This window comes from Streptomyces sp. NPDC097129 (assembly GCF_055668065.1).
This window is the reverse complement of sequence record NZ_JBVOQE010000002.1, coordinates 750,575-774,283: the sequence shown is the minus strand read 5'-3', so window position 1 is coordinate 774,283 and position 23,709 is coordinate 750,575. Positions and strand designations below refer to the sequence as shown.

The window sequence follows — 23,709 nt, the reverse complement described above, 5'->3', positions numbered from 1 at the left end:
GCCTCCCGGACCGCTCAGGACACCGGGCGGGCCCGCTCCACGACCGACGCCAGGTCCAGGGTGTGCGGCAGCGTCCCGAAGGCCGCGCCGCCGTCGCTGCCCAGCCGCCCCGCGCAGAACGCGTCCGCCACCTCCGGCGGTGCGAACCGCACCAGCAGCGAGCCCTGCAGGACCAGCGCGAGGCGCTCCGTGAGCCGCCGGGCCCGCGCCTCGACGCCCTCCAGGTCGGCCAGTTCGGTCAGCAGGTCCTTGATCGCCGCGTCCAGCCGGTGGTCCGCGCCGCGCGCCAGCCCGACCTCCCGCAGATACGCGTCCAGCGCGGCCGGTTCCCGTCGCAGCGCCCGCAGCACGTCCAGCGCCTGCACATTGCCGGCGCCCTCCCAGACCGAGTTCAGCGGCGACTCGCGCACCAGCCGGGGCAGCCCCGACTCCTCGACGTACCCGTTGCCGCCCAGGCACTCGGCGGCCTCCACGGCCACCGGGGGGCAGCGCTTGGTCACCCAGAACTTCGCCGCGGGCACGGCGATCCGCAGCAGCGCCCGCGCCTGTTCGGAGTCGTCGTCGCAGGCCTGGGCGAGCCGCAGCGCCAGCGTCGTCGCCGCCTCCGACTCCAGCGCCAGATCGGCCAGAACGTTGCGCATCAGCGGCTTGTCGATCAGCTTCCCGCCGAACGCCTCCCGTTGGGCGCAGTGGTGGACCGCCTGGGCGACCGCCTGCCGCATCAGCCCCGCCGAGCCCAGCACACAGTCCAGCCGGGTCGCCGCGACCATCCCGATGATGGTCCGCACCCCGTGTCCCTCCTCACCGACCCGGCGCGCCCACGTCCCGGCGAACTCCACCTCCGCCGAAGCGTTCGACCGGTTGCCGAGCTTGTCCTTCAGCCGCTGCACCAGGAACACGTTGCGCGAGCCGTCCTGGAGCACCCGCGGCACCAGGAAGCAGGTCAGGCCCCCGGGCGCCTGCGCCAGCACCAGGAAGCCGTCCGACATCGGCGCCGAGCAGAACCACTTGTGCCCGGTCAGCTCGTACGTCCCGTCCTCGGCGAGCGGCCGCGCGGCCGTCGTGTTCGCCCGGACGTCGCTGCCGCCCTGCTTCTCGGTCATGCCCATCCCGAACAGCACGCCCGCCTTGTCCGCCGCCGGCCTCAGCCCCCGGTCGTAGACGGTGGACGTCAGCCGCAGCTCCCACTCGGCGGCCAACTCCGGGTCGGTGCGCAGCGCGGGCACGGCCGCGTGGGTCATCGACAGCGGGCAGGTGTTGCCCGCCTCGACCTGCGTCCACACGACGAACGCGGCCGCCCGCCGCACATGGCCGCCCGGCCGGTTCCACGCCGAGGTCAGGCCCGCCCCGACGCCCTTGCCGAGCAGCCGGTGCCAGGCCGGATGGAACTCCACCTCGTCGATCCGGTTGCCGTAACGGTCGTGGGAGCGCAGCCGGGGCGGGTTGTCGTTGGCCTGCGCACCCCACTCCTGCACCTGCGCCGACCCCGCCGAGCGGCCCAGCCCGGACAGGTCGGCCAGGGCCTCGCCGTGCAGGCCCGGATCCAGGTGCCGCCGCACCGCGGCCACCAGCGCGCGGTCGGCGGAGAAGACGTCGTACCCGGCCAGCGGCTCCGGCTGGTTGGTCACGGTGTGCGTGCTGCCTGCCATGTACGGCAACCTACCCGCCGGTCGCGCGCTCATGACCCGCCCGACACGGGCCGCGAGCCCGCCCGCCCGGGGCCGCCCGGCACCGGGGCGACCTGCGATGTGAGCGCACCCTCCGGCGACGGATACCTTTAGGGCGTGCAGTCAGCAAGTCAGTCACCCGAGCCCCCGCCGAGCCCCTCCGGTCGTCTGCACCGGGCGCGTGCGCTCTACCGGAACGTCTCCAAGCGCCGGACCGCCTGGCTGCTGCTGAAGGACACCGTCAACTCCTGCATCGAGTACCGCATCCTGGGCCTGGCCGCCGAGGCGGCGTTCTTCTCGCTGCTGTCGGTGCCGCCGCTGCTGCTGAGCCTCATCGGCCTGCTCGGTTACGTCGACGCCTGGACCGGCACCGACACCATCACCAGCCTCAGGAACAACCTGCTGGAGGCCTCGCGCACCGTCCTGTCCGACCGGGGTGTGCGGGAGATCGCGCAACCGATCCTGGACGACGTCCTCAAGGGCGGCCGGCCCGACGTCATCTCCGTCGGCTTCGTCTTCGCCCTGTGGTCGGGCTCGCGGGCGGTGAACGTCTTCATCGACACCATCACCGTCATGTACGGCCTCGACGGCGTGCGCGGCATCGTCAAGACCCGGCTGATGGCGTTCCTGCTGTTCGTCGTGGCGCTGCTGATCGGCTCGATCGCGCTGCCGCTGATGGTCGCGGGCCCGGACGCGGTGGTGGGGATCCTGCCCTGGTCGACGACGGTGGTGCAGGTCCTGTACTGGCCGGTGGTGATCGTGCTGTCGATCGCCTTCCTGACCACGCTGTACCACGTGTCCGTGCCGGTGCGCTCACCCTGGATCGAGGACGTGCCGGGCGCGCTCGTCGCCCTCGCGATGTGGGTGCTCGGCAGCTTCCTGCTGCGGATCTACCTCCAGCACACCATCGAGGGCGCGACGATCTACGGCTCGCTGGCGGCCGCGGTCGCCGTCCTGCTGTGGATCGGTGTGTCCGCGTTCGCCGTGCTCGTCGGGGCCGCGGTCAACGCCGCGATCGACCGGGTGTGGCCGGCCGCCGCCACGGCCGCGGCGCGCGCCGCGCAGGAACGGGTGCGCGAGGCCCAGGTCGCCGACTACGTCGCCCGGGCCACGGCCACCCGCGAACTCGACCCCGACGACCCCGACGACCCGGACATGCCGTCGGAGTTCCCCGAACGCTGGTCCCGCTTCCTTCCTCCGGAGGATGTGACGGGCCGCCTGCGCACCCACGCGAAGAGCACGCACAAGCCGCACGGGGAAGAGGGCGGCCCGCCGGAGAAGTGAGAACGCCGGGGGCGGTTGGGGGGCCGGGGGTTGGACCGGCAGGGGGCTGCTTCAAGGGGGGCAGGTGCCGGCGGCGCGATGGGGCGGCCGCGGGCCGCGGGCCACGTGCCACGTGCCACGTGCCACGTGCCACGTGCCGCGAGTCGCGTGCCGCGTGCCGCGTGCCGCGAGTCGCGGGCCGTGAGCCGCGTGCCACGTGCCGCGTGCCACGTGCCGCGAGTCGCGGGCCGTGAGCCGCGAGCCGTGAGCCGTGAACCCGGGTTCCGGGGCGGGCGGTCGCCGGATGATGAACGGATGATTCCGCGGGCGGGCGTCTACGCTGCCCCCATGGATGCCCTCGCATCCCTCCTGGAGGGGCCCCGCGCCCGTGGCGCGTTCATGATCCGGGCGTGTTTCGATCCGCCGTGGAGCGTACGGGTGGAGGACCGGGCGCCGCTGACCGTGATGCTCGCGGTGCGCGGCGAGACCTGGATCGTCCCGGACACGGGGGAGCGGGTCCGGCTGCGGGCCGGTGACCTCGCCATCGCTCGCGGCCCCGACGCCTACACCTGCGCCGACGACCCCGCGACCGGGCCGCAGGCCGTCATCCTGCCCGGCGGGCGCTGCACCTACCCCGACGGCCGCGCCCTGAACGGCTCCATGGACCTCGGCGTGCGCAGCTGGGGCAGCCGGCTCGACGGCGCGACCGTGCTGCTCATCGGCACGTATCCGCTGCAGGGCGAGATCTCCGGCCGCCTGCTGGACGCCCTGCCGCCACTGCTGACGCTGACCGCCGCCGAGTGGCCGTGCCCGCTCACCCCGATCCTGACGGACGAGATCGTGCGCGACGAACCCGGCCAGGAGGTCGTCCTCGACCGCCTCCTGGACCTGCTGGTCATCGCCGCGCTGCGGGCGTGGTTCTCCCGCCCTTCGGCCGAGGCCCCCGCCTGGTACCGGGCGCTCGCCGACCCGGTCGTCGGCCGCGCGCTGCGGCTGCTCCAGGACGACCCGGCCCACCCCTGGACGGTGGCCGCGCTCGCCGCCAAGACCGGCGTCTCCCGCGCGGCCCTGGCCCGGCGCTTCACCGAGCTCGTCGGCCAGTCCCCGATGGCGCACCTCACGGCCTGGCGCCTGGCCCTGGCCGCCGACCGCCTCCGCGACACGGACGACACCCTCGCCGCGATCGCCCACCGCATCGGCTACGGCAGCGCCTTCGCCCTCTCCACGGCCTTCAAGCGCGCCTACGGAGTCAGCCCGCAGCAGTACCGGGCGGGGGAGACGTAACGAGGGCCCGGCCGCAGCCCACCGCACCGGCCGCGACCACACACGAGGCTCCGCGCCCACACCCCGGGCACCGCGCCGGAGGCGGGAACACCCACGCCGGGCGCCTCTGCGACGGCCCGCCGCGCCGGCGCCGAAGGGCGAACGCGCCGGGGGCCTCCGCGATCACACGCCGCGCCGGTCAGGCCACCGACCTTTCCTTCGCCGCGTTGCAGGTGGCGATGTCCGCGCCGGGGGCCTCCGCGGCGGTGCGCTGCGATGAGGTTGGCGGCGAGGGCGCCGGGAGCCTGCGGGTCGTGTTCCACGCGCGCCACGCACCGAGACCAGGGCCGGCCCCATGCCCTCCTTGGCGGTCCCGCCGCGACGGCGAGGCCCCCCGGTGCCACCGCGTTGGCGTTGCCCGAGCGCGCGTTCGCGGGCCGTGGCGGTGGTACGGCTTCCTCATCGCCGCGCCGGATGGGGGCCGAGGTTGCTCTACCGGCCGGCGGGGCTCGCGTGCCGCGTCGGCTGTGGTGCCGGGCCTGCTTTCCCCGCCGGTGGGCTCGCTGGCCGCGTCGGATTGGGGTGTCGAGGCTGCTCTGGCGGTCGGCGGGCGCGCGCGTAGCCTGGGCGTGTGTACGCGGAGTGGGGGTCGCGGGTGCCCGGGGCCGTGGTGTGGACGAACAGTCCGTCGGGTGGGGGTGCGCTGCCCGTGCTGCCCGACGGTTGTATGGATCTGATGTGGAGCGAGGGGCGGCTGATCGTCGCCGGGCCCGACACGCGCGCGTACCTCCCGGCGGGACCTCCCGTCCCGTACGTCGGTGTGCGGTTCTTCCCCGGCACCGCCCCGGCCCTGCTCGGCGTCCCCGCGCACGTGCTGCGCGACCGCCGCGTCGATCTGGCCGATCTGTGGCCCGCGGTACGGGTGCGGCGGCTGCGCGCCCGTGTCGACGCCGGCGGCGACCCCGCGCGGGCCCTGGAGGAGGCGGCGCTGCGCCGCGCCGCCGACACCGAGCCGCCCGACCCGCTGCTGCGGCGTCTCGTCGACGCGCTGGGCGCGGGCCGTCCGGTCGGCGTCACGGCCGACGAACTCGGCCTCAGCGCCCGCCAGTTGCACCGCCGCTCGCTGGCCGCCTTCGGTTACGGCCCGAAGACCCTCGCCCGCGTCCTGCGGCTCCAGCGCGCGCTCGCCCTGGCCCGTGCGGGAACCCCCTACGCCGAGACTGCGACCCGCGCCGGATACGCCGACCAGGCCCATCTCGCCCGTGACATGAGGGAGTTGGCCGGGATGCCGCTCGGTGAACTGCTGCGCGGCTCAGCCCTGGGCTAGCGGCGCGAACAGCTCGACGCCGGTGCCGTCCGGGTCGTGCAGCACCGCGTACCGCTGCCCCCAGAAGGCGTCCCACGGCTTCAGCTCGCCGTGGTACCCGGCGCCCACCATGTCGTCGTACACCGTGTCGACCTCCTCCGGGTCCGCGCAGCGCAGTACGAGGCCGGCCCGGGGGCCGCCCGTCGGCGGCCGCCACCCGGGGTGGAAGGAGCGCACGGTGTCCTCGGTGTCCAGCAGCAGCCGCAGCCCGCCGGGCAGCTCGGCCTCGGTGTGCGGCTCGCGCTCGGCCCCGTCGGGGAACGCGAACCCGAGCCGCCGGTAGAAGGGGACGGAGGCGGCCATGTCGGAGACCACCAGTCCGATGGCGTCGAATCGTGGAGTCATACGGCCACCGTAGGGACCGGGGCGGCCGCCCGTCTTGAAGGAATCGGACGTGCCTGGGCCGAAGGCCACCGGCCGCAACGCCGGGCGTGTCCACCCTGAACGACCTGCCCGGCGGCCCCCCGGACAGATCCAGCGCCGTCCTCCGGGAGTACGGGCACGAGTACGGGCAGGAGTACGGGCACGCATGGCGCTCCTCGGGTGCCCGGCGCCCGGCGGCCTCGCGTTGCGGGGGCGTCACGCTGTTGTTCCACTGGAGTGCGGCGGCCCTGGCCCGGCCCGTGTGCGCGCGGTGCGCCGACGGACCTCGCCCACCGCGCGCTCCTGCCCGCTCCCTTTTCCCTGCCCCTCCACGTTCCGGACGGCGATCATGACGATGCCCCCCTTCGGTGCCTCCTTCGGCGGCCAGGACCCCTTCTCGGAGATCCTCAACCGGTTCTTCGGCATGTCCCCGGGCGCCTCCCCGCCGCAGGTGCAGCGGGTGCCGATCGGGCGGCTGCTGACCGAGTCCGCGCAGGACCTCATCAACCGCGCGACCCGCAAGGCCGCCGAGGACGGCAGCCCCGACCTGGACACCGAGCACCTGCTGTGGGCCTGCACCCAGGTCGAACCGGCCCGCGGGCTGCTCACCCAGGCCGGTCTCGACCCGGACGGCCTCGCCGGGAAGATCGCCGCCGTGCTGCCCGGCGAGAGCGGCACCCCCTCGGCGCAGCCCGGCCTCACCCCCGCCGCCAAACGGGTGCTGCTGCGCGCCCACGCCCGCTCGCAGGCGACCGGCGTGTCGTACATCGGCCCGGAGCACATCCTCGGCGCGCTGCTGGACTCGCCCGACGCGGCCGCCGCCAAGCTGCTCACCGGATCGGGTCTGGAACTCGACGGGCTGCGCCGCGCCGCCGAGACCGCCGCCCGCCCCGAACGGGCCGAGAGCCGCCCGGCGAGTGCGACGCCCACCCTCGACGAGTACGGCCGTGACCTGACCGAGGAGGCCAGGGCCGGCAAGCTCGACCCGGTCGTGGGCCGCGCCGAGGAGATCGAGCAGACCGTGGAGATCCTCTCCCGCCGCTCCAAGAACAACCCCGTCCTCATCGGCGAGCCGGGCGTCGGCAAGACCGCCATCGTGGAGGGGCTCGCACAGCGGATCGTCACCGGTGACGTGCCGCAGACGCTGAAGGACAAGCGGGTCGTCGCCCTGGATCTGACCGGGCTGATCGCCGGCGCCCAGTACCGCGGGCAGTTCGAGGAGCGGCTGAAGAACGTCATCGACGAGGTCAAGGCCGCCTCCGAGTCGACGATCCTGTTCATCGACGAGCTGCACACCGTCGTCGGCGCGGGCGCCACCGGCGAGGGCTCGATGGACGCCGGGAACATCCTCAAGCCCGCCCTCGCCCGCGGCGAACTGCACGTCGTCGGCGCCACCACCCTCGACGAGTACCGGCGGTACGTGGAGAAGGACGCCGCGCTGGAGCGCCGCTTCCAGCCGGTGACGGTGCCCGAGCCCAGTGTCGAGGAGACCGTGCTGATCCTGGAGGGCCTGCGCGACTCCTACGAGGCCCATCACCAGGTCCGCTACACCGACGACGCGCTCGTCGCCGCGGCCGAGCTGTCCGACCGGTACGTCACCGACCGGTTCCTGCCCGACAAGGCGATCGACCTGCTCGACCAGGCCGGGGCGCGGGTACGGCTGCGCTCCCTCGGCAAGTCCACCGAGGTCGCCGAGCGCGAGGACCGGCTGGCCAAGCTGAACCGGGAGAAGGACCAGGCCGTCGCCGCCGAGGACTTCGAGAAGGCCGCCGACATCAAGGAGCACATCGCCGAGGTCGAGGCGGAGATCGCCGGCGTCGCCGAGCGCCGCGAGGGCGTCATGGAGGTCACCGCCGCCGACATCGCCGAGGTCCTCTCCCGGCGCACCGGCATCCCGGTGGCCCAGCTGACGGAGACCGAGAAGGAGCGCCTGCTGAAACTGGAGGACGCCCTGCACTCCCGGGTCGTCGGCCAGGACGAGGCGGTCACCGCCATCGCCCAGGCGGTACGCCGCAACCGGGCCGGCATGGGCGACCCGAACCGGCCCGTGGGTTCCTTCCTCTTCCTCGGCCCGACCGGCGTCGGCAAGACCGAACTGGCCAAGGCGCTCGCCGACTTGCTGTTCGGTGACGAGAACCGGCTGGTGCGCTTCGACATGAGCGAGTTCCAGGAGAAGCACACCGTCTCCCGGCTCGTCGGCGCCCCGCCCGGGTACGTCGGCCACGAGGAGGCGGGCCAGCTCACCGAGAAGGTGCGCCGGCAGCCGTACAGCGTGCTGCTGTTCGACGAGGTGGAGAAGGCTCACCCGGACGTGTTCAACACGCTGTTGCAGGTCCTCGACGACGGACGGCTCACCGACGCGCAGGGCCGCACGGTCGACTTCCGCAACACGGTCGTCGTGATGACCTCCAACATCGGCGCCCAGCGCATCCTCGCCCACCACGGCGACGTCAGCGGCATCAAGGACGAGCTGATGCAGGACCTGCGCGGCCGCTTCCTGCCGGAGTTCCTCAACCGGATCGACGACATCGTCGTCTTCCACGCCCTCACCGAGGCCGACCTCGACCGGATCGTGGACCTGCTGCTGGACGCCAGCCGGCGCCGGGTGCGCGCCCAGGGGCTGGAGCTGGAGGTCACCGAGGCGGCGAAGAAGCTGCTCGTCGCGCACGGCCATCAGCCGGAGTTCGGCGCCCGCCCGCTGCGCCGCACCATCCAGGCCGAACTGGACAACCGCATCGCCTCCCTGCTGCTGGCGGACGAGGCCGACCCCGGCGACACGATCGTCGCCGACGTCGTGGGCGATGCTCTGGTGTGCCGGGTGGAGCGCCCGGCCGAGGTGACGCCGGCCCCCTGAGAAGGGCCGGCCCACCGCGGGTTACGCCAGGCCCGGTGTGTCAGACCAGGACGTTCTTGTAGAAGAGGTTGGAGCGGCGGTCGCCCGCGACGCCCGAGGCGAAGCCGAGGAAGAGACGGACCTCGCCGGCGGCCGTCTGGTAGATCGCCAGGCCCTCCGGCTCGCGGAAGTCCAGGGTCGAACCGGCCTTCGTCAGCACCGGGCCCTGGGCGATCGCGCCTGTGTTCATGTCGATGCTCGTGATCTCGGAGTTGACGATCTCGTTGCCGGCGGCGTCCTTGCCGGTGACGTCATAACTGTCGCCGGTCAGCACGTACAGGTACTGGCCGTAGGCGGTGTAGCCCTGGAAGGTGGGGGACAGGGTGGGCAGCGACGGCTGCTTGAAGTCGGCGAGCGGGCTGCTGAAGTCGCCGTTGGTGGCGGCGTCGAGGTCGTAGGCGGCTATGTGCTTGCCGTCGGTGAGCTGGTACCGGACGATCAGCCGGTTGTTCACCGGGTCGATGGAGCAGGTGTGCTGGGTGGCCGCGGCGACGGGCGTGTACTTGGTCAGCGCGGAGGACGTGTGCGCCAGCGTCGTGCCGCTGGTGAACTTGAACCGGGCGAGCCGCTGGCCGTAGCCGTTCGTGGAGTCCACCTCCGTCCACAGGTAGGTGGAGCTGCCCACGCCCTGCGCGCCGAAGGCGACGCCGTGCCCGAAACCGGTCAGATGCATGTAACCGACGTAGTTGCCCGCGAAGTCGAGCTGCGTGACGCACAGATCGCCGGCCGTGTCCGCCGACCCGTCGAGCCGCTGGGCGACGAACAGGCGCCGGTTGACGTTGTCGAAGGCGAACCCCTGCTGAACCGTCACATCGTGCAGCGACTTGCCGCGGTACAGGTCGTAGGACGGCTGGGTCAGGTCGAAGCGCTGCGAGGCGGGAACGGCCGCGGAGGCGGGGAAGGAGGCCGCGCCCAGGCCGAGGGCGGCGAGGCCCAGCCCGGATCCGGCGCGCAGCAGGGAACGGCGGGTCCAGCCGTCGGTGTGGGACATGTGATTCCTTTTGCTGAGTGCACGTCAAAGCGTGAACCCTAGGGCACGTTACGACGGCGGTGCACATGGCCCTTCAGTGACGTTTCTCCGGTGAACCGCTTCCGCCATTGGGGTGAGTAAAGCGCTCTCAACGAGACGGTAGGCGCCCGGTATAGAGATCCTTTTGTCCTGGTAAAGGGGGTCCGTGGTCTCCGCGGTCGCCCTTCGGGCCCCTGTGTTCAACCCCATCCAAGGAGCTGAACGTTGACTTACGGGAACAAGCTGCGCGAGCAGATCGCCGCACCCGGGACCACCCCGCTGATCGGCGTGTACGACATGTACTCCGCGTCGATCGCCGCCCGGCACTACGACGGGATGTTCGTCTCCGGGTTCGGCTTCGCCGCGTCCTACTACGGACTGCCCGACATCGGCTTCATCGCCTGGCCCGACATGCTGGCGTTCGTCCAGCGGCTGCGGGGCGCCTTCCCGCACCACCACCTGCTCGTCGACATCGACGACGGCTACGTCGACCCCGAGGTCGCCTGCCATGTCGTCGAGGGGCTGGAGCGGATCGGCGCCTCCGGAGTCATCCTGGAGGACCAGAAGCGTCCCCGCCGCTGCGGCCACGCCGACGGCAAGCAGGTGCTGCCGCTGGACGAGTACCTCGACAAACTGGAACAGGTGCTCAAGGCGCGCCGCGACCTGGTCGTGGTGGCCCGCACCGACGCCACCGACGAGGACGACATCCTGCACCGCGCCGAGCGGCTCGCCGCCACCGGCGCCGACGTGGTCCTCGTCGACGGGGTGCGCAGCGTGGAGTGGATCCGCCGCATCCGCGAGGTGGTCGGCGGCAAGCCGGTGCTGTTCAACCAGATCGCCGGCGGCAAGTCGCCCCGGCTGTCGCTGAGCGAGCTGTCCGACCTGGGTGTCGACGTCGCCATCTACAGCACGCCGTGCCTGTTCGCCGCGCACGAGGCGATGGACTCCGCGCTCGCCGGGCTCAAGGAGGCCGACGGCCGGCTGCCCGAGGTCGACGCCGCGCGCGGCGTCGGCGTCAAGGCCGCCACCCGGCTGCTGGAACGCAACATCGCCCGCCTGCGCACGGCGCCCACCGCCGGACAGACCGTCGCCGAGGCGGAGGCCGCCGTCGCACAGGCCGAGTCCGAGGGCGTCCCGGCGTGAGCGGCGCGCGCCCGGCCGCCGGGCGGCTGCGCACGGCCGCGGTCCTCGCGGCGGCCGTGCTCGGCGCCTCGGCGGCACCGGCGGCGGCCCAGGGCGGCCTGATCACCGTCATCGACAACTCCCAGGCGGACTCGGTCCTGGAAGTGGACCGCACCGCGAACCTCCAGACCGGCAGCGGCACCGCCGGCAGCGACCACGACGGCAGCGCCGTGGACCTGATGCAGGCCCTCGTCGGCGCGACCCGCACGCACTGAAGCGGGCCGCCGCTCCTGCCGGCGCCGGCATCCACCGGCGCCGGCACCCATCGCGCACCCGCCCCGCGCGCACGACCGGGCGCGCGGGGCGGGAGTCCGCGCCGCACCCACGGTCGGCCGCGCCTGACGGGTGTTTGCCCCGCACCCCCGGCCAGGCCCGCAGGCCGGTGTCCGCGCCGCACTACGGCGGAGCACCCCGCGCAGGCGGTGCCCCACCGCGAGTGCGCGCCCCATTCCCGTGCCGGGCCCGTCACGCACCCCCTGGCTGCGCGCACGCCGCCCGTGCCGGACCTGTCAGTCACGCCCCCTGGCTGTGAGCCCGAGGCCGAGGCCGCGCCCGACGCCGCCCGTGCCGACCCCCCGTCACGCCCCCTTCGGGACCCCCGTGCTCGCCCGTCGTACCAGCCGTGTCGACAGTTCCGTGCGGGTGCTCTCCGGGCGGTCGCCGTTCATCATCCGCACCAGCAGCCCGAGCGCCGTCGCCGCCATCTCTGCCAGTGGCTGCCGCACCGTGGTCAGTGCCGGAGTGGTCCAGCGGGCCTCGGGACAGTCGTCGAAACCGATGACGCTGACGTCGTCCGGCACCCTCAACCCCCGCTCCGCCACCGCCTCGTACACCCCGAACGCCATCCGGTCGGAGCACGCGAAGACCGCGGTGGGCGGCTCGGGCAGCGCCAGCAGCTCCCGCATACGGCGCCGAGCCGCCGTCTCGTCGGAACCGGCGTGGCGCACATACTCGGGGCGGTGCCGCACCCCCGCCGCCGACAGCGCCGAGCGGTACCCGGCCACCCGCGCACCGCTCACCGACGTTTCCCGGTGCCCGGCGATCACGGCGATCCGCTCATGGCCGAGCGCCAGCAGGTGTTCCGTCGCCGTGACCCCGCCCCGCCAGTTCGCCGCGCCCACCGACACCACGCCCGGCCGTGGCTCCACCGCCGGGTCGATCATCACGAACGGGACGCGGCGCTGCTCCAGCCAGGCCTGCTGCGGCTCCGTCAGCTCCGCCAAGTGGTACAGCACTCCGGCCGAGCCCCGCGCACCGAGCCTGTCCAGCCAGCCGTGTTGCCGTCGGCCGCCGTCCTCACCGGCCCCGCCTCCCGGGCGACGACGGCCAGGGTCGGCCCGGCCGCCACGCTCGTACTCCCCGTACGGACCATCGGGAACCACCTCTCCGGCCCGCCCGAGGGCCATCGCAACGTCCGGCCTGCGCGGCACCGGCGTCCGGTCGAAAACCTCCGGCACGGCACCGGCTGCCAGTAGAAAGCGCTTGCTATCCTAGGGGGCGCGGCCACGCCAGGTGAAGACACCGGGGAACGCCGGAGAACGCGGACCCGCGCGAGCCTCACCTGCCCAAAGGCGGCTTACGCCGAACAGCCCAATGCCGCCCCCCTGCACCGGAATACCGGGCGCGGCTGTGGTGCTCTGGTGAGACCGGAGTACGAGCGCGGCGAAGGGCTGGTGGGCGTATGACGGCAGACCGGAAGGACCCGGTGGTCGCGACCCCCCACGGGCGGGTACGCGGCCGGTACGAGAACGGCGTCGCCGTGTTCCGGGGCATCCCGTACGCGGCGCCCCCGTCGGGCCCGCTGCGGTTCCGGCCGCCCGCGCCGCCCGAGCCGTGGGACGGGGTGCGGGACGCCGGAACCTTCGGTCCGACGCCGCCGAAGCCGCCGTACTCGGAGGCCTTCGAGAAGTACCTGTCGGACCCGGTCGTGCCGGGCGAGGACTGCCTCAACCTCAACGTCTGGACCCCCGACCCGGATCCCGCGGCCCGGCTGCCGGTGCTGGTGTGGTTCCACGGCGGCGCCCTGACCCGCGGCTCCTCGGCCGTGCCCGTGTACGGCGGGCACCCCTTCGCCCGCGACGGCGTGGTGCTCGTGTCGGTGAACTACCGGCTGGGCGTGGAGGGATACGGCCTGTTCCCCGACGCCCCCGCGAACCCCGGCCTGCGTGACCAGCTCGCCGCCCTGCAGTGGGTGCACGAGGCGGTCGCGGCCTTCGGCGGCGACCCCGCGCGCGTCACCCTGGCCGGCCAGTCCGCCGGGGCCATCAGCACCGGCGCGCTGATCGCCGCGCCGCAGGCACAGGGCCTGTTCCGGCGCGCCGTCCTGCAGAGCGGGCCGCCGGAGTCCCTCGACCGGGACAAGGTGCGGCGCATGGTGCGCCGGATGGCGGCCCGGCTGAAGGTGCCCGCCACCGCCGAGGCGTTCGCCGCCGTCGACCGCGACCTGCTGCTGCGTACCCAGGCCGAGATCGGGCGGCTGAGCAGCCCGGTGCTGGGCGGGCCGTCGTTCGGCATCGTCGTCGACGGCGACCTGGTGCCCCGCGACCCGCTCCAGGCCCTGGTCGACGGTGACGCCGCGTCCGGCGCCGAACTGCTGCTGGGCTGGACCCGCGACGAGTACCGGCTGTGGCTGGTCCCGGGCGGTCTCGTCGAACGCGTCGACCGGCTCGGCCCGGTCGCCCTCGCGGGAGCCATGGCCCGCTGCCGCTGCGGTCACGAGGTCGTGCGCGGTTACCGCGCCCTGCACCCCGACGCCGGTACCGCGGAGATCGTCGGCCAGCTCGTCACCGACCACCTGCTGCGGATCCCGCTGCACCGCCTGGCCGACGCCCGCCCCGGCTCGGCGTACGTCTACGAGTTCGCCTGGCCGTCGCTGCTGTCCGGCCTCGGCGCCTGCCACGCCCTCGAACTGGGCTTCGTCTTCGACACCGGCGAGGTCCCCGAGGCGGCCAAACTGGCCGGTGAGGGCGGACCGCAACAGCTGGCCGACCAGATGCACCGCGCCTGGGTGCGCTTCGTCGCCGACGGCGACCCCGGCTGGGAGCCGTGGGACACCGCGCATCCGGTGCGGGTCTTCGGCGAGTTGGCGGGAGCGCGCGAGGAGAGCCGCCCGGACGCCGTGCGCGACCCGTACACCGCCCTCGGGCCGCGCGACCGGGAACTCGCCCTGTGGCGTCTGGACGCCGTCGCGCAGGCGGCCGTGGCCGCCGCCCGGACACCCCCGGCGGCCGGACCGGCCGCCCGGAGCGTGGAACTGCGCTCCGCCGTCCGCCGCCTGCGCCGCACGTCAGCCCTGCGCCGCCGCTGAACCCGGGGTCCCCGCGGGCCGGCGGTGCTCTCGCGGCCGGAGCGTGACCGGCCGTCTCCGCTCCGGCCGGCCGCCGCCCGTCACGTGGCGAGCGTGCGGGCGATCGCGGTGATCGCCTCCGGGCCCACCCGGCAGCAGCCGCCGATCAGCCGGGCGCCCGACTCCCGCCAGCCCCGCACCTGTTCGGGCGCGAAAGTGGAGCGGCCGTCCCAGGCGCGCGTCCCGGCGTCCCACCGTTCGCCGCTGTTGGGGTAGACCACCACCGGCTTGCCGGTGACCCGCGCCGCGGTGGCGACGGCGGCGGCCACGTCCCGCGGGGCACAGCAGTTGACGCCGACCGCGATCACCTCGTCCACGTCGGCGGCGAGCGCGAAGGCGTCCTCCAGCGGCTGCCCGGCGCGGGTGCGGTCCCCGTCGACGGTGTACGACAGCCACGCCGGCACCCCGAGTCCGCGCACCGCCCGCAGCAGGGCCGCGGCCTCGTCGGCGTCGGGGACCGTCTCCAGCGCGAACACGTCCGGCCGGGCAGCCGCCAGCGCCTCCATCCGCGGGCGGTGGAAACGCTCCAGCTCCGCGACCGTGAGCCCGTAGCGGCCCCGGTACTCGGAGCCGTCGGCGAGCATCGCCCCGTAGGGGCCGACGGACGCGGCCACCCACAGCGGCCGGGTCACCCCCTCGGCGCGGGCCCGCGCCCGCGCCTGCCGGGCCGCCTCCACGCTCAGCCCGAGCAGCCGGGCCGCCTCCGCGCGGCCGATCCCGCGCCTCGCGAAGCCCTCGAAGGTCGCCTGGTAGCTCGCCGTGATCGCCACGTCGGCGCCCGCCTCGGCGTACGCGAGATGCGCCTCGATGATCGCCTGGGGCCGTTCGGCGAGCAGCCGCGCCGACCACAGTTCGTCGCTCAGGTCGTGCCCGGCGGCCTCCAGCTGGTTGGACATCCCGCCGTCGAGGACGACCGTCCCTGCGGCGAGGGCGTCGGCGAGAGGGGGAGGGGTGTCGCTCGTCATGGTCCGACGCTAACCCGCCGGCCTCCTCGCGGGACACTGAACCCGGCGGTCATCCCCTTGTCGCCGCCGAGGGGGAGCGCCGCCGTGACCCGGTGCCGGCCTACCGCGCCCGGAACCGGTCCTCCTCCACCCTCTCGACCAGCCCCGCCTCCCGCAGCCGGTCCAGGTGCTGCGCCGCCGTCCTGCGCTCCACCGGTCCCACGTGCGGTCCTTCGACGTGGGGCCGGTTGACCAGCCGGTGTGCGGCGATCTCCTCGACCGTGCGCGGCTCGCCGAGGAACGAGAGCAGCGCCGTGTCCCGCTTCTCCACCACGGCCGCGTAGGCGTCCAGCCGGCGCCGGAACTCGTCGGCGCCGTCGATCACGCCCTTCTGGTGGGAGGTGCCGTACCAGTGGGCGTCGATGTCCCGGCAGCGGCGCATCGACGCCTCGAAGCCGGCGAGACTGCTGCCGGCGTCGCCGTAGTACGGGCCGAACGACGTCAGGTCGATGTCCGCGACGAACAGGAAGCCGTCCGGCTCGATCAAGAAGCCGCAGTGGCCCGCGGTGTGGCCCGGCAGGTGCACGACGGTCACGGTGCGCCCGCCCAGGTCGAACACGGTGCCGTCCTTGAAGGCGTGCGCGTCCGGACGCCCCCGCACATGGAAGCTGTCCCGCAGTCCGGCGTCCGCCCGGGCTCTCGCGCCCGGCGGGAGGCCGAGCGCGGCGGTCATCGCCTCGCGGGAGCGCAGCGCGGCGAGGTCGCGCTCATGCACGTGGACGGTGACCTCGCCGTACTCGGCTGTCGTGTATCCCGTCCCGCCCATGTTCCCGGCCGTCTCCCGGCTGCCGTCACGTCGTCCGCACCCGCAGCATCCGTTATTGCGTTGTCCGGGCGCCCGCCCTCCCCGACAATCCCGGTGTGACCTCTGCCATCCGCCACACCACGATCGCCTCCGCCGACGCCTACCGGCTCGCCGCCTTCTGGTCCGAGGTGCTGGGACTTCCCCTGCACGACGACGACCGGCCGGGGGATCCCGAGGCGCAGATCGAGGGCGCCGGGCTGCTGTTCGTCGGCGTCGGGGAGGGCAAGCCGCGAAGCAGCCGGCTGCACTTCGACCTCCAGCCGCAGGACCGCACCCGTGAGGAGGAGGTCGAGCGCCTGCTCGCCCTCGGCGCCACACTCGTCGCCGACCGCCGCAACCCGGACGGCACCGGGTGGGCCGTTCTCGCCGACCCCGAGGGCAACGAGTTCTGCGTGGAGCGCAGCGCCGGGGAGCGCGCCGCGGGCGGCTGAGCCGCCGGGGTACGGGCCGGGGCCGGAACGCCGGGAGGTCGCGGACACTTCGGCCGGCGCCGAAGCGTTCCGCGCCTAGCGTGCCGGTATGAACCGACGCACCGACCCCACCCCCGCCCAGGCCGTCGCCGGCATGGTCGGCCACGTGCTCGCGCTCGCCGACGGCTGGACCGCCTGGGACGGTACGCCCACGCACGTCGACGGCCGGGTGTACACCCCGCACAAGGCGATCCGCCGGGTCGCCGACCACCTCGTCGACCATCTCGCCGAGCTGGAGGCCCGGTTGGCCGGAGAGCCGCCGCTGCCCGACCACTGGCACGCCTCCGCCGTCACCACGCCCGCCGACCTCGCCCCCTTCACCCGCGAGGACCTGGACGAGGCGCGCAGCCGGCTCACCCGGCTCGCCCGCGTGTGGGCCGTACGGCTGGACGCGCTCACCGACGACCGGCTCGACCACTCGCCCGGTGACGGCTGGAGCTTCCGCGAACTCGCCCTGCATGTGGCCGAGTCGACGTACTACGCGGACGCGGTGGGTGATCTGGCATGACCGCGTTCGCCGCACTGCACCGCACGGGTGAGCCGTTGCTGCTGCCCTGCGCCTGGGACCACGCCTCGGCCCACGCCCTGGCCGGGGAGGGGTTCCCGGCGGTCGGCACGACGAGTCTGGGGGTCGCGGCGGCCGCCGGGATGCCCGACGCGGCGGCGGCGACCCGTGAGGAGACCCTGCGCCTCGCGCTCGTCCTCGGATCGGGCTCGTTCCTGCTGAGCGTGGACGCCGAGGGCGGCTTCAGCGACGACCCCGCCGAAGTCGCCGAACTGGCCCGCAGGTTGTGGGAGGCGGGAGCCGCCGGGATCAATCTGGAGGACGGGCTGGGACCCGCCGGTCTGCACGCCGAGAAGATCGCCGCGGTCAAGGAGGCGGTGCCCGGCCTCTTCGTCAACGCCCGCACCGACACGTACTGGCTGGGTGACGGCGACCCCTGCCCGGAGACTCTGCGACGCGTCGATCTGTACCAACAGGCGGGCGCCGACGGGGTGTTCGTGCCCGGACTGAGCGAGCCCCGGGCGATCTCCGAGCTGGTGCGGCGGCTGACGGTGCCGCTGAACATCCTGTACACGCCGGGCGGCCCCGACGTCACCCACCTCGCCGACCTCGGCGTACGCCGCGTCAGCCTCGGCTCGCTGCTGTACCGGCGGGCGCTGGGCGCGGCCGTCGAGGCGGCGGCCCGGGTGCGGGACGGGCGGCCGGTGGAGGGCACGACGCCGCCGTACGACGCGGTCCTCGCCCTGGCCGCCCCGCCGACGCCCACCTAGGCGGCGCCGGCCTTTCGACGTCCGCCTAGGCGGCGCCCGCGTGGGAAGCGCGGGCGAGCGCCTCCATGACGCCGTCCGCGAACGCCTCCGGGAACTCGGCGGCTCCCAGGTGTCCGCCCGGCAGTTCCAGCAGCGGGCTGCCGTGGCGCTCGGCGAGCAGGGCGGCCGTCCGGTGCGGCAGTTGCCCGCGCGAGGTGGCGCCCGCCGCGAGGGTGAGGTGCTCGGCCGGGGGCACGTAACCGGAGAACGGGACGAGGACGCGGCTGAGGAAGACACCCATCGGCGTCCGCCACTCCTCGCCGGGGGCAGGCGGTTGTCCCGGCGGCTGCTCCGGCGCGGGGCGGCCGTCCAGCTCCGCGGCCAGCCGGGCACCGGCGGCGGCGAGGCCCGCGCGGCGGTATGTGTCGTACACCGCGCGCAAACCCTCGTGCCGCAGGTGGCCGTCGGGGAGCGCTGCCACGCACGGCGGCTCGTGGGCGACGACGTGCCGCAGCCGCCGTGGGTGCCGGGCGAGCAGGTCGAGGGCGGCGACGGCGCCGGAGCTGAAGCCGAGCACGCGGGCCGGCGCGCCCGCGGGGAGCACCGCGTCGAGGACCTGGTGCGCGGCCTCGCTCCAGTCCTGCACCCGCTGCTCGGCGACGGGCCGGCCGAGGCGTCCGTGGGCGAGGCCCAGCGGGTCCAGGACGACGACGGTGAAGCACCCGGCCAGCCGCCGGGTCAGCGCGTCCAGCCCCATCGGGTGCCCGGCGCCGCCCGGCAGCACGAGCAGGACCGGTCCGCTGCCGTGGACGTCGTAGGACGGCTCAGTCATGGGCGATCTCCTCCTGGGGCCAGTTCGCGAGGGCCACGTGGAGCGCCTCGATCGCCCGGTCCCAGGACCGTTGCACGTCCCGGGGGGCGCCGAAGCCGCCGCCGGCCTCCAGGGCGCAGTATCCGTGGAAGGTGCTGCGCAGCAGGCGCACGGCGTCCGTGAGGTCGGGCTCCTTCAGGCCGTAGGCGCGCAGCATGCCGTAGGTGATCTCCGCGGTGCGGCGCAGCGCGGGGGAGTCGGTGACCAGGGCCTGGTCGAGGCGGATCTGGGTGGCGGCGTAGCGGCCCGGGTGCGCCAGGGCGTACGCGCGGTAGGCGCCGGCGAACGCGGCCAGCGCGTCCTTGCCGGCGCGGCCCGCCACGGCGGTGGCGATCTCGTCGATCATCTCCCCGCCGGCCAGCAGGGCGAGCCGGGTGCGCAGGTCTTGCAGGTTGCGGATGTGCGAGTACAGGCTCGCGTCCTTCACCCCGAAGTGCCGGGCCAGCGCGGACAGGGTGACGTTGTCGAACCCGGCCTCGTCGGCGAGTTCGGCGGCGGCCGCGACGAGACGGTCGGCGGTGAGACCGGCGCGCGCCATGGGGCACCTTCCGTTTCCTAGGGGCTCTAGGTGGAAGCCTAGGCCAGGAAGGGCGGCAAGGGGAAGCGTGAGCACGCGTGACGGCCCGCCCCGTGCCGGGCGGCTGGGGCGGGCCGTCGCAGGCGGGCGTCAGACGGTGGGGGAGAAGACGAACGAGAACTCGGCGGGTTCGGCGTGCAGGACGTACTGCGGGAGCGGGCCCGGGCCGCAGGAGGCGGAGCCGATGCCGTGCTGGCGGTGATCGAGGTTGACCCACACCCGCGCGGCGGAACCGCTGCCGGGCGCCAGGTCGGTGCGGTGCGCGGCCGCGTCCAGCTGCTCCGTCGTCCAGCGCCGGGCGGTCAGCCAGAACTCCGGGTCGCCCTCGACGCGCAGCCCGCCCAGCTCCGCCCACCGCACATCCGCGCGGGCGCCGTTCTCCTGCGGGCGGACGTACGGCGTCTGCAGCGCGTCCACCGTCGAGTGCCACCGACCGATCGCCGACGCCTGCCGGGTGTCCGGGTACGCCTCGCCCGGGCCGCCGCCGAACCAGCGCACCTCGTCGGCCGCCACCAGAGCGAAGCGGACCCCGAGCCGCGGCAGCGGCGCCCTCCAGTCGCCCTCCAGGCCCACGGACACCGTCAGCTTCAGCCGGTCCCCGTCCGACGTCCACCGGTACGCCGTGCGCAGCCCCACGTCCCGGGCGGCCGGCGCCACCCGGGTGCGCACGGTCAGCGCGTCGCCGCTCACGTCCACCGCGTCGAGGCGGTGCCGCATGCGGTGCAGACCGAGCGTGCGCCACAGCGCGCCGTGGCGCACGCGGTCCTGCCAGGACGCGCCGTTGTCGTTGTCCGTCGGCGCCCGCCACACGTCCAGCCGCAGCCCCTCCACGGCCACGTCGCCGACCGAGAGCAGCGCGCCCGTGCGGGCGTCGAAGACCCCGGGGCCGAGCGTGATCCGGCCGCCACCGGACACCGGGCGGGCGGAGGCGGCGACGTACGGCGCCGGGCGCCGCGAGACCGTCCACTGCCCCCAGGCCACCTCGTGGCCGCGCGGCGCCCACGCCGTGTCCGCCGCCAGCAGGGCGCGCACCGTCCACTGCGTCTCCGCCCCGGGGCTCCGCGCCTCGGGCGGCTCGGGCAGCTTCAGGTCGGCCGACTCGCCGGGCGCCAGGGGCGGGACGGGCAGCGCGCCCCGCGCGACGCTCTCGCCGTCCACCTCGTGGGACCAGGTGAAGGCCAGCGCGGACAGGTCGGCGAAGTCCTGCTTGTTCGTCACCCGTACGGTGCCGCCGTCGCCCTCGATCCCGACCGGCTCGATCACCTTCTTGAACTCCAGCAGTCCCGGCGAGGGCCGCCGGTCGGGGAACAGCAGCCCGTCGCAGACGAAGTTGCCGTCGTGCAGCTCCTCGCCGAAGTCGCCGCCGTAGGCGTAGCCCAGCTCGGGATGGGTGATCCCGTGGTCGATCCACTCCCACACGAAACCGCCCTGCAGCCGCTCGTACCGCTCGAACAGCCGCTGGTAGTCGGCCAGTCCGCCGGGCCCGTTGCCCATGGCGTGGGCGTACTCGCACTGGATGAAGGGCAGCGTGCGCCGCTTCTCGGGGCCGCCGTCCAGGCCCCGGCCGATCCGCTCGACCTCCTCGTGCGAGGCGTACATCCGCGAGTAGACGTCCGTGTCACGGCAGCTTCGGTCGCCCTCGTAGTGCAGCAGACGCGAGGTGTCCCGGCCGCGGATCCAGTCGGCCGTCGCGGTCAGGCCGCGCCCGGTGCCGGCCTCGTTGCCCAGCGACCACAACACGACCGACGGATGGTTCTTGTCCCGTTCGACCATGCGGGCGGCGCGGTCCAGCAGGGCCGGCGTCCAGCGGTCGTCGTCGACGGGGTTGCCCCGCCACTCCTGGTCGGTGAAGCCGTGGGTCTCCAGGTCGCACTCGTCGATCACCCACAGGCCCAGCTCGTCGCACAGATCGAGGAAGGCCGGGTGGGGCGGACAGTGGGAGGTGCGCACCGCGTTGATGTTGTGCCGCTTCATCAGCAGCACGTCCTCCCGCATGGTGTCCGCGTCCAGCGCGCGGCCCTTGTCCGGGTGCCACTCGTGCCGGTTGACGCCCTTGAAGAGGACCGGTTCGCCGTTGACCCGGATCAGTCCGTCGCGCAGTTCGACCGTGCGGAAGCCGATGCGCAGCGCGACCCGCTCGCCCCGGGTCGCGAGCACCCCGTCGTACAGCCGCGGCCTCTCCGCGGACCAGGGCTCCACCGGGACGGTCGCCGACTCCCCGGTGGCGATGTCCACGCCCAGCTCGGGCACCGTGACCCGGCCGTCGACGTCGGAGTCCACGCGCAGGGCGCCCCGGCCGCTGACATGGTCGTAGGAGGCGTGGACGAAGAAGTCCGCGGCGCAGCCGGGCGGGCGGTGCAGCAGGGTGACGTCACGGAAGATGCCCGGCAGCCACCACTGGTCCTGGTCCTCGAGGTAGGAGCCCGCCGACCACTGGTGGACGCGGACGGCGAGCACGTTGCCGCCCGGCCGCAGCAGATGCCCGACCGCGAACTCGTGCGGCAGCCGGGAGCCCTGGAACGTGCCGAGGTCCGTGCCGTTGAGCCACACCCGGGCGCAGGACTCCACCCCGTCGAAGCGCAGCACGGCGCCGCCGTCGGCCGGCCAGTCCTCCGGCAGGTCGAAGACGCGCACATGGTCGCCGGTCGGGTTCTCGGTGGGCACCCGGGGCGGGTCGACCGGGAACGGGTAGAGGTGGTTGGTGTAGACGGGCGCGCCGTGGCCCTGGAGGACCCAGTGCCCGGGGACCGTGACGTCCGCCCAGTCGCCGGTGTCGTGGCCGGGCTCGGCGAACGCGTCGTCCTCGGCGTCGGCCGTCTCCGACAGCCGGAACCGCCACCTGCCGTTCAGCGACAGCCGTGCCGCGTCGGAGGTGGCGTACCAGGCGCGCGGCGGCAGGGACCCGTCGCCGGGGGAGACGTTCTCGAGGTACTCGATGGTGGTCGTGCGCAAGGTGATCGAATCTCCAGACGGTGAGAGTTCTCGGTCTCCGGGCGGTGAGCGGCGGCGCGCGACCCGGCGCCGTCAGGACGGGGACGCGGTGCGGGTTCTCGCGGGGGCGGTGCGCCGGGCGCCTCGCGCTCCGGCGGCCCGGAGCGCGCCTTCCAGCGCGAACGTGGCGGCGCCCAGGCACACCGGGTCGGTGGGGACGGGGGAGAGGACGATCTCGGTGGCCGCCAGCGGCCGTCCGAGCGCGTGCCGGGCGACGGCCTCGCGTACGGCGTCCAGCAGCGGCTCGCCCAGCCGGGCGGCGACCCAGCTGCTGAGCACGACCACCTCCGGGTTGAGGACGTTCACCAGGTCCGCGACGGCGGCGCCCAGGTAGCGGGCGGTGCCGCGGAGCACCTGCCGGGCCACCGGATCGCCGTCGGCGAGGGCCCGGCCCAGCGCGGCGATGGTCGCGCCCTGGTCGCCGGGATGCAACAGGGGGCTGTCCGGGGCGAGTTCGCGCAGATCGCGGACGATGGCGGGCGCGCCGACGTACGTCTCCACACAGCCCCGGCCGCCGCAGCGGCACGGCCGCCCGTCCAGCACGAGCGTGGTGTGCCCCCACTCGCCGGCGCTGTTGCTGACTCCGCGGTGGACCACGCCGCCCAGCACCAGGCCGGCGCCCACCCCGGTGCCGAGGTTGACCACCACCGCGTCGTCACGGCCCCGGGCGGCGCCGAACCACAACTCGGCCACCGCGCAGGCGCGCAGCGGGTTGTCCAGATGGAGCGGGTGGGGGAGGTGCTCGGCGAGCAGGTCGCGCAGCGGCACGTCGTGCCAGTCCCAGTTGGAGGCGTACGCGGCGACGCCGCGGTCCTGGTCCACCTGCCCCGGCACGCTCACTCCGACGCCGAGCACGCGGGTCTCGTCGACGCCGGCCTGCGCGATCACCGAGCCGACGGCGGCGGCGACGCGGGCGACCAGCTGCCCGGGGCGGCGCTCGCCGGGGCCCACCTCCTCGTCGGCGCGGGCCAGTACCGTCAGCGCGAGGTCGAACAGCTCGGCATGGACGTACGTCTCCGCGATGTCGACGCCGATCAGGAAGCCGCCGGTGGTGTCGACGGCGACCAGCCCGCGGGGACGGCCGCCGGCGGAGTCCTCGTAGCCCACCTCCGTGACCATCCGCAGGTCGAGCAGCTCGCCGACGAGCGTGGCGACGGTCGCGAGCGACAGGCCGGTGGCGGCCGCCAGCTCCTGCCGTGAGGCGGGCGACGAGGCGATGATCCGGCGCAGCACCTCGTAGCGGTTCGCGGTGCGGATGTCACGGGACGTGCGCTTCACTCTGATCGCCTCCTTTCGCCGTCGAGGCCGGGTCGAGACCGGGTCGAGGCCAGGCCTGAGGTCAGGTCGAGGCCAAGTCGGGGCCAAGTCGAGGCTAGGGCGACGGC

At 74.4% G+C, this 23,709-nt stretch carries 19 protein-coding genes and 1 pseudogene; 10 read left to right on the top strand and 10 right to left on the bottom strand.

Translation table 11 applies throughout. From position 1 onward, the window contains the following. Positions 1–14: 14 nt before the first annotated feature. On the bottom strand, positions 15–1,649 hold the full coding sequence (locus AC0B9F_RS09195) for an acyl-CoA dehydrogenase family protein (RefSeq protein WP_472000280.1): 1,635 nt from the start codon (positions 1,647–1,649) through the stop codon (positions 15–17). A gap of 135 nt (positions 1,650–1,784) precedes the next feature. On the opposite strand from AC0B9F_RS09195, the gene AC0B9F_RS09190 reads away from it, so the two are divergent. The 3 genes from AC0B9F_RS09190 to AC0B9F_RS09180 all read left to right on the top strand — a co-directional run bounded on the left by AC0B9F_RS09190 (position 1,785) and on the right by AC0B9F_RS09180 (position 5,520). Beyond that, positions 1,785–2,951: a YihY/virulence factor BrkB family protein gene (locus tag AC0B9F_RS09190; protein ID WP_472000277.1), complete on the top strand. Its 1,167-nt coding sequence runs from the start codon at positions 1,785–1,787 to the stop codon at positions 2,949–2,951. A 327-nt stretch (positions 2,952–3,278) separates the two neighbouring features. Continuing rightward, positions 3,279–4,214 carry an AraC family transcriptional regulator gene (locus AC0B9F_RS09185; RefSeq protein ID WP_472000274.1) on the top strand — a complete coding sequence of 312 codons (936 nt, stop codon included), beginning with the start codon at positions 3,279–3,281 and terminating at the stop codon, positions 4,212–4,214. A gap of 610 nt (positions 4,215–4,824) precedes the next feature. Next, the gene (locus tag AC0B9F_RS09180) at positions 4,825–5,520 is read left to right on the top strand and encodes a helix-turn-helix domain-containing protein (protein WP_472000272.1); all 696 of its coding nucleotides are present in this window, start codon (positions 4,825–4,827) and stop codon (positions 5,518–5,520) included. On the opposite strand, the gene AC0B9F_RS09175 is transcribed toward AC0B9F_RS09180, so the two are convergent. Next, complete coding sequence (locus AC0B9F_RS09175; protein WP_472000268.1) at positions 5,506–5,904, bottom strand: VOC family protein; 399 nt, start codon at positions 5,902–5,904, stop codon at positions 5,506–5,508. The two genes, AC0B9F_RS09180 and AC0B9F_RS09175, sit on opposite strands and share 15 nt — an antisense overlap. A 367-nt stretch (positions 5,905–6,271) precedes the next feature. Between AC0B9F_RS09175 and AC0B9F_RS09170 the strand changes: the two genes are divergently transcribed. Further along, positions 6,272–8,776 carry an ATP-dependent Clp protease ATP-binding subunit gene (locus AC0B9F_RS09170; RefSeq protein ID WP_472000266.1) on the top strand — a complete coding sequence of 835 codons (2,505 nt, stop codon included), beginning with the start codon at positions 6,272–6,274 and terminating at the stop codon, positions 8,774–8,776. A gap of 40 nt (positions 8,777–8,816) precedes the next feature. Here the strand turns inward: AC0B9F_RS09170 and AC0B9F_RS09165 are convergent, their stop codons facing one another. Further along, complete coding sequence (locus tag AC0B9F_RS09165) at positions 8,817–9,806, bottom strand: phage baseplate protein (RefSeq protein ID WP_472000263.1); 990 nt, start codon at positions 9,804–9,806, stop codon at positions 8,817–8,819. Between the two features lie 243 nt (positions 9,807–10,049). On the opposite strand from AC0B9F_RS09165, the gene AC0B9F_RS09160 reads away from it, so the two are divergent. Both AC0B9F_RS09160 and AC0B9F_RS09155 read left to right on the top strand, forming a co-directional pair. Continuing rightward, positions 10,050–10,967, top strand: coding sequence for an isocitrate lyase/PEP mutase family protein (locus tag AC0B9F_RS09160; RefSeq protein WP_472000260.1), 918 nt, complete (start codon positions 10,050–10,052; stop codon positions 10,965–10,967). Next, positions 10,964–11,221: a hypothetical protein gene (locus AC0B9F_RS09155; RefSeq protein ID WP_472000258.1), complete on the top strand. Its 258-nt coding sequence runs from the start codon at positions 10,964–10,966 to the stop codon at positions 11,219–11,221. Before AC0B9F_RS09160 ends, AC0B9F_RS09155 begins: the two co-directional genes overlap by 4 nt. A gap of 363 nt (positions 11,222–11,584) precedes the next feature. On the opposite strand, the pseudogene AC0B9F_RS09150 reads toward AC0B9F_RS09155, so the two are convergent. Continuing rightward, positions 11,585–12,295 (bottom strand): annotated as a pseudogene (locus AC0B9F_RS09150) (substrate-binding domain-containing protein); the annotation flags it as partial. 392 nt (positions 12,296–12,687) lie between these two features. Here AC0B9F_RS09150 and AC0B9F_RS09145 point away from each other — a divergent pair. After that, positions 12,688–14,313 carry a carboxylesterase/lipase family protein gene (locus AC0B9F_RS09145; protein ID WP_472000256.1) on the top strand — a complete coding sequence of 542 codons (1,626 nt, stop codon included), beginning with the start codon at positions 12,688–12,690 and terminating at the stop codon, positions 14,311–14,313. Between the two features lie 80 nt (positions 14,314–14,393). Here the strand turns inward: AC0B9F_RS09145 and mmuM are convergent, their stop codons facing one another. Then, a complete protein-coding gene (mmuM, locus tag AC0B9F_RS09140) occupies positions 14,394–15,317 on the bottom strand; it encodes a homocysteine S-methyltransferase (protein ID WP_472000253.1) in 924 nt (307 codons plus the stop codon). Between the two features lie 100 nt (positions 15,318–15,417). Then, positions 15,418–16,122 (bottom strand): MBL fold metallo-hydrolase, encoded by a 705-nt coding sequence (locus AC0B9F_RS09135; protein WP_472000250.1) that lies wholly within the window; start codon positions 16,120–16,122, stop codon positions 15,418–15,420. Positions 16,123–16,217: 95 nt separating this feature from the next. Between AC0B9F_RS09135 and AC0B9F_RS09130 the strand changes: the two genes are divergently transcribed. From AC0B9F_RS09130 to AC0B9F_RS09120, 3 genes are all read left to right on the top strand, one after another. Then, positions 16,218–16,592 (top strand): VOC family protein, encoded by a 375-nt coding sequence (locus tag AC0B9F_RS09130; RefSeq protein ID WP_472000247.1) that lies wholly within the window; start codon positions 16,218–16,220, stop codon positions 16,590–16,592. An 88-nt stretch (positions 16,593–16,680) separates the two neighbouring features. After that, complete coding sequence (locus AC0B9F_RS09125) at positions 16,681–17,139, top strand: hypothetical protein (RefSeq protein WP_472000244.1); 459 nt, start codon at positions 16,681–16,683, stop codon at positions 17,137–17,139. Beyond that, positions 17,136–17,906 (top strand): isocitrate lyase/PEP mutase family protein, encoded by a 771-nt coding sequence (locus AC0B9F_RS09120; protein ID WP_472000241.1) that lies wholly within the window; start codon positions 17,136–17,138, stop codon positions 17,904–17,906. Before AC0B9F_RS09125 ends, AC0B9F_RS09120 begins: the two co-directional genes overlap by 4 nt. Before the next feature lie 25 nt (positions 17,907–17,931). Here AC0B9F_RS09120 and AC0B9F_RS09115 read toward each other — a convergent pair whose 3' ends face one another. The 4 genes from AC0B9F_RS09115 to AC0B9F_RS09100 form a co-directional block, all read right to left on the bottom strand. Next, positions 17,932–18,717, bottom strand: a complete 786-nt coding sequence (locus AC0B9F_RS09115) for an alpha/beta fold hydrolase (RefSeq protein WP_472000238.1) — start codon at positions 18,715–18,717, stop codon at positions 17,932–17,934. Then, positions 18,710–19,294: a TetR/AcrR family transcriptional regulator gene (locus AC0B9F_RS09110; protein ID WP_472000235.1), complete on the bottom strand. Its 585-nt coding sequence runs from the start codon at positions 19,292–19,294 to the stop codon at positions 18,710–18,712. The genes AC0B9F_RS09115 and AC0B9F_RS09110 overlap by 8 nt, the downstream gene beginning before the upstream one ends. Positions 19,295–19,423: 129 nt before the next feature. After that, positions 19,424–22,291: a glycoside hydrolase family 2 TIM barrel-domain containing protein gene (locus AC0B9F_RS09105; RefSeq protein ID WP_472000898.1), complete on the bottom strand. Its 2,868-nt coding sequence runs from the start codon at positions 22,289–22,291 to the stop codon at positions 19,424–19,426. Between the two features lie 66 nt (positions 22,292–22,357). Beyond that, entirely contained in the window at positions 22,358–23,602 is a 1,245-nt protein-coding gene (locus AC0B9F_RS09100; RefSeq protein ID WP_472000232.1) for an ROK family protein, read from the bottom strand. Positions 23,603–23,709 lie beyond the last annotated feature (107 nt).

Bases quoted from the DNA above. Each gene is read 5' to 3' on its own strand.
- AC0B9F_RS09195 (WP_472000280.1), bottom strand. From the start codon at position 1,649: ATGGCAGGCAGCACGCACACCGTGACCAACCAGCCGGAGCCGCTGGCC.
- AC0B9F_RS09185 (WP_472000274.1), top strand. From the start codon at position 3,279: ATGGATGCCCTCGCATCCCTCCTGGAGGGGCCCCGCGCCCGTGGCGCG.
- AC0B9F_RS09175 (WP_472000268.1), bottom strand. From the start codon at position 5,904: ATGACTCCACGATTCGACGCCATCGGACTGGTGGTCTCCGACATGGCC.
- AC0B9F_RS09170 (WP_472000266.1), top strand. From the start codon at position 6,272: ATGACGATGCCCCCCTTCGGTGCCTCCTTCGGCGGCCAGGACCCCTTC.
- AC0B9F_RS09165 (WP_472000263.1), bottom strand. From the start codon at position 9,806: ATGTCCCACACCGACGGCTGGACCCGCCGTTCCCTGCTGCGCGCCGGA.
- AC0B9F_RS09145 (WP_472000256.1), top strand. From the start codon at position 12,688: ATGACGGCAGACCGGAAGGACCCGGTGGTCGCGACCCCCCACGGGCGG.
- mmuM (WP_472000253.1), bottom strand. From the start codon at position 15,317: ATGACGAGCGACACCCCTCCCCCTCTCGCCGACGCCCTCGCCGCAGGG.
- AC0B9F_RS09135 (WP_472000250.1), bottom strand. From the start codon at position 16,122: ATGGGCGGGACGGGATACACGACAGCCGAGTACGGCGAGGTCACCGTC.
- AC0B9F_RS09125 (WP_472000244.1), top strand. From the start codon at position 16,681: ATGAACCGACGCACCGACCCCACCCCCGCCCAGGCCGTCGCCGGCATG.
- AC0B9F_RS09120 (WP_472000241.1), top strand. From the start codon at position 17,136: ATGACCGCGTTCGCCGCACTGCACCGCACGGGTGAGCCGTTGCTGCTG.
- AC0B9F_RS09115 (WP_472000238.1), bottom strand. From the start codon at position 18,717: ATGACTGAGCCGTCCTACGACGTCCACGGCAGCGGACCGGTCCTGCTC.
- AC0B9F_RS09110 (WP_472000235.1), bottom strand. From the start codon at position 19,294: ATGGCGCGCGCCGGTCTCACCGCCGACCGTCTCGTCGCGGCCGCCGCC.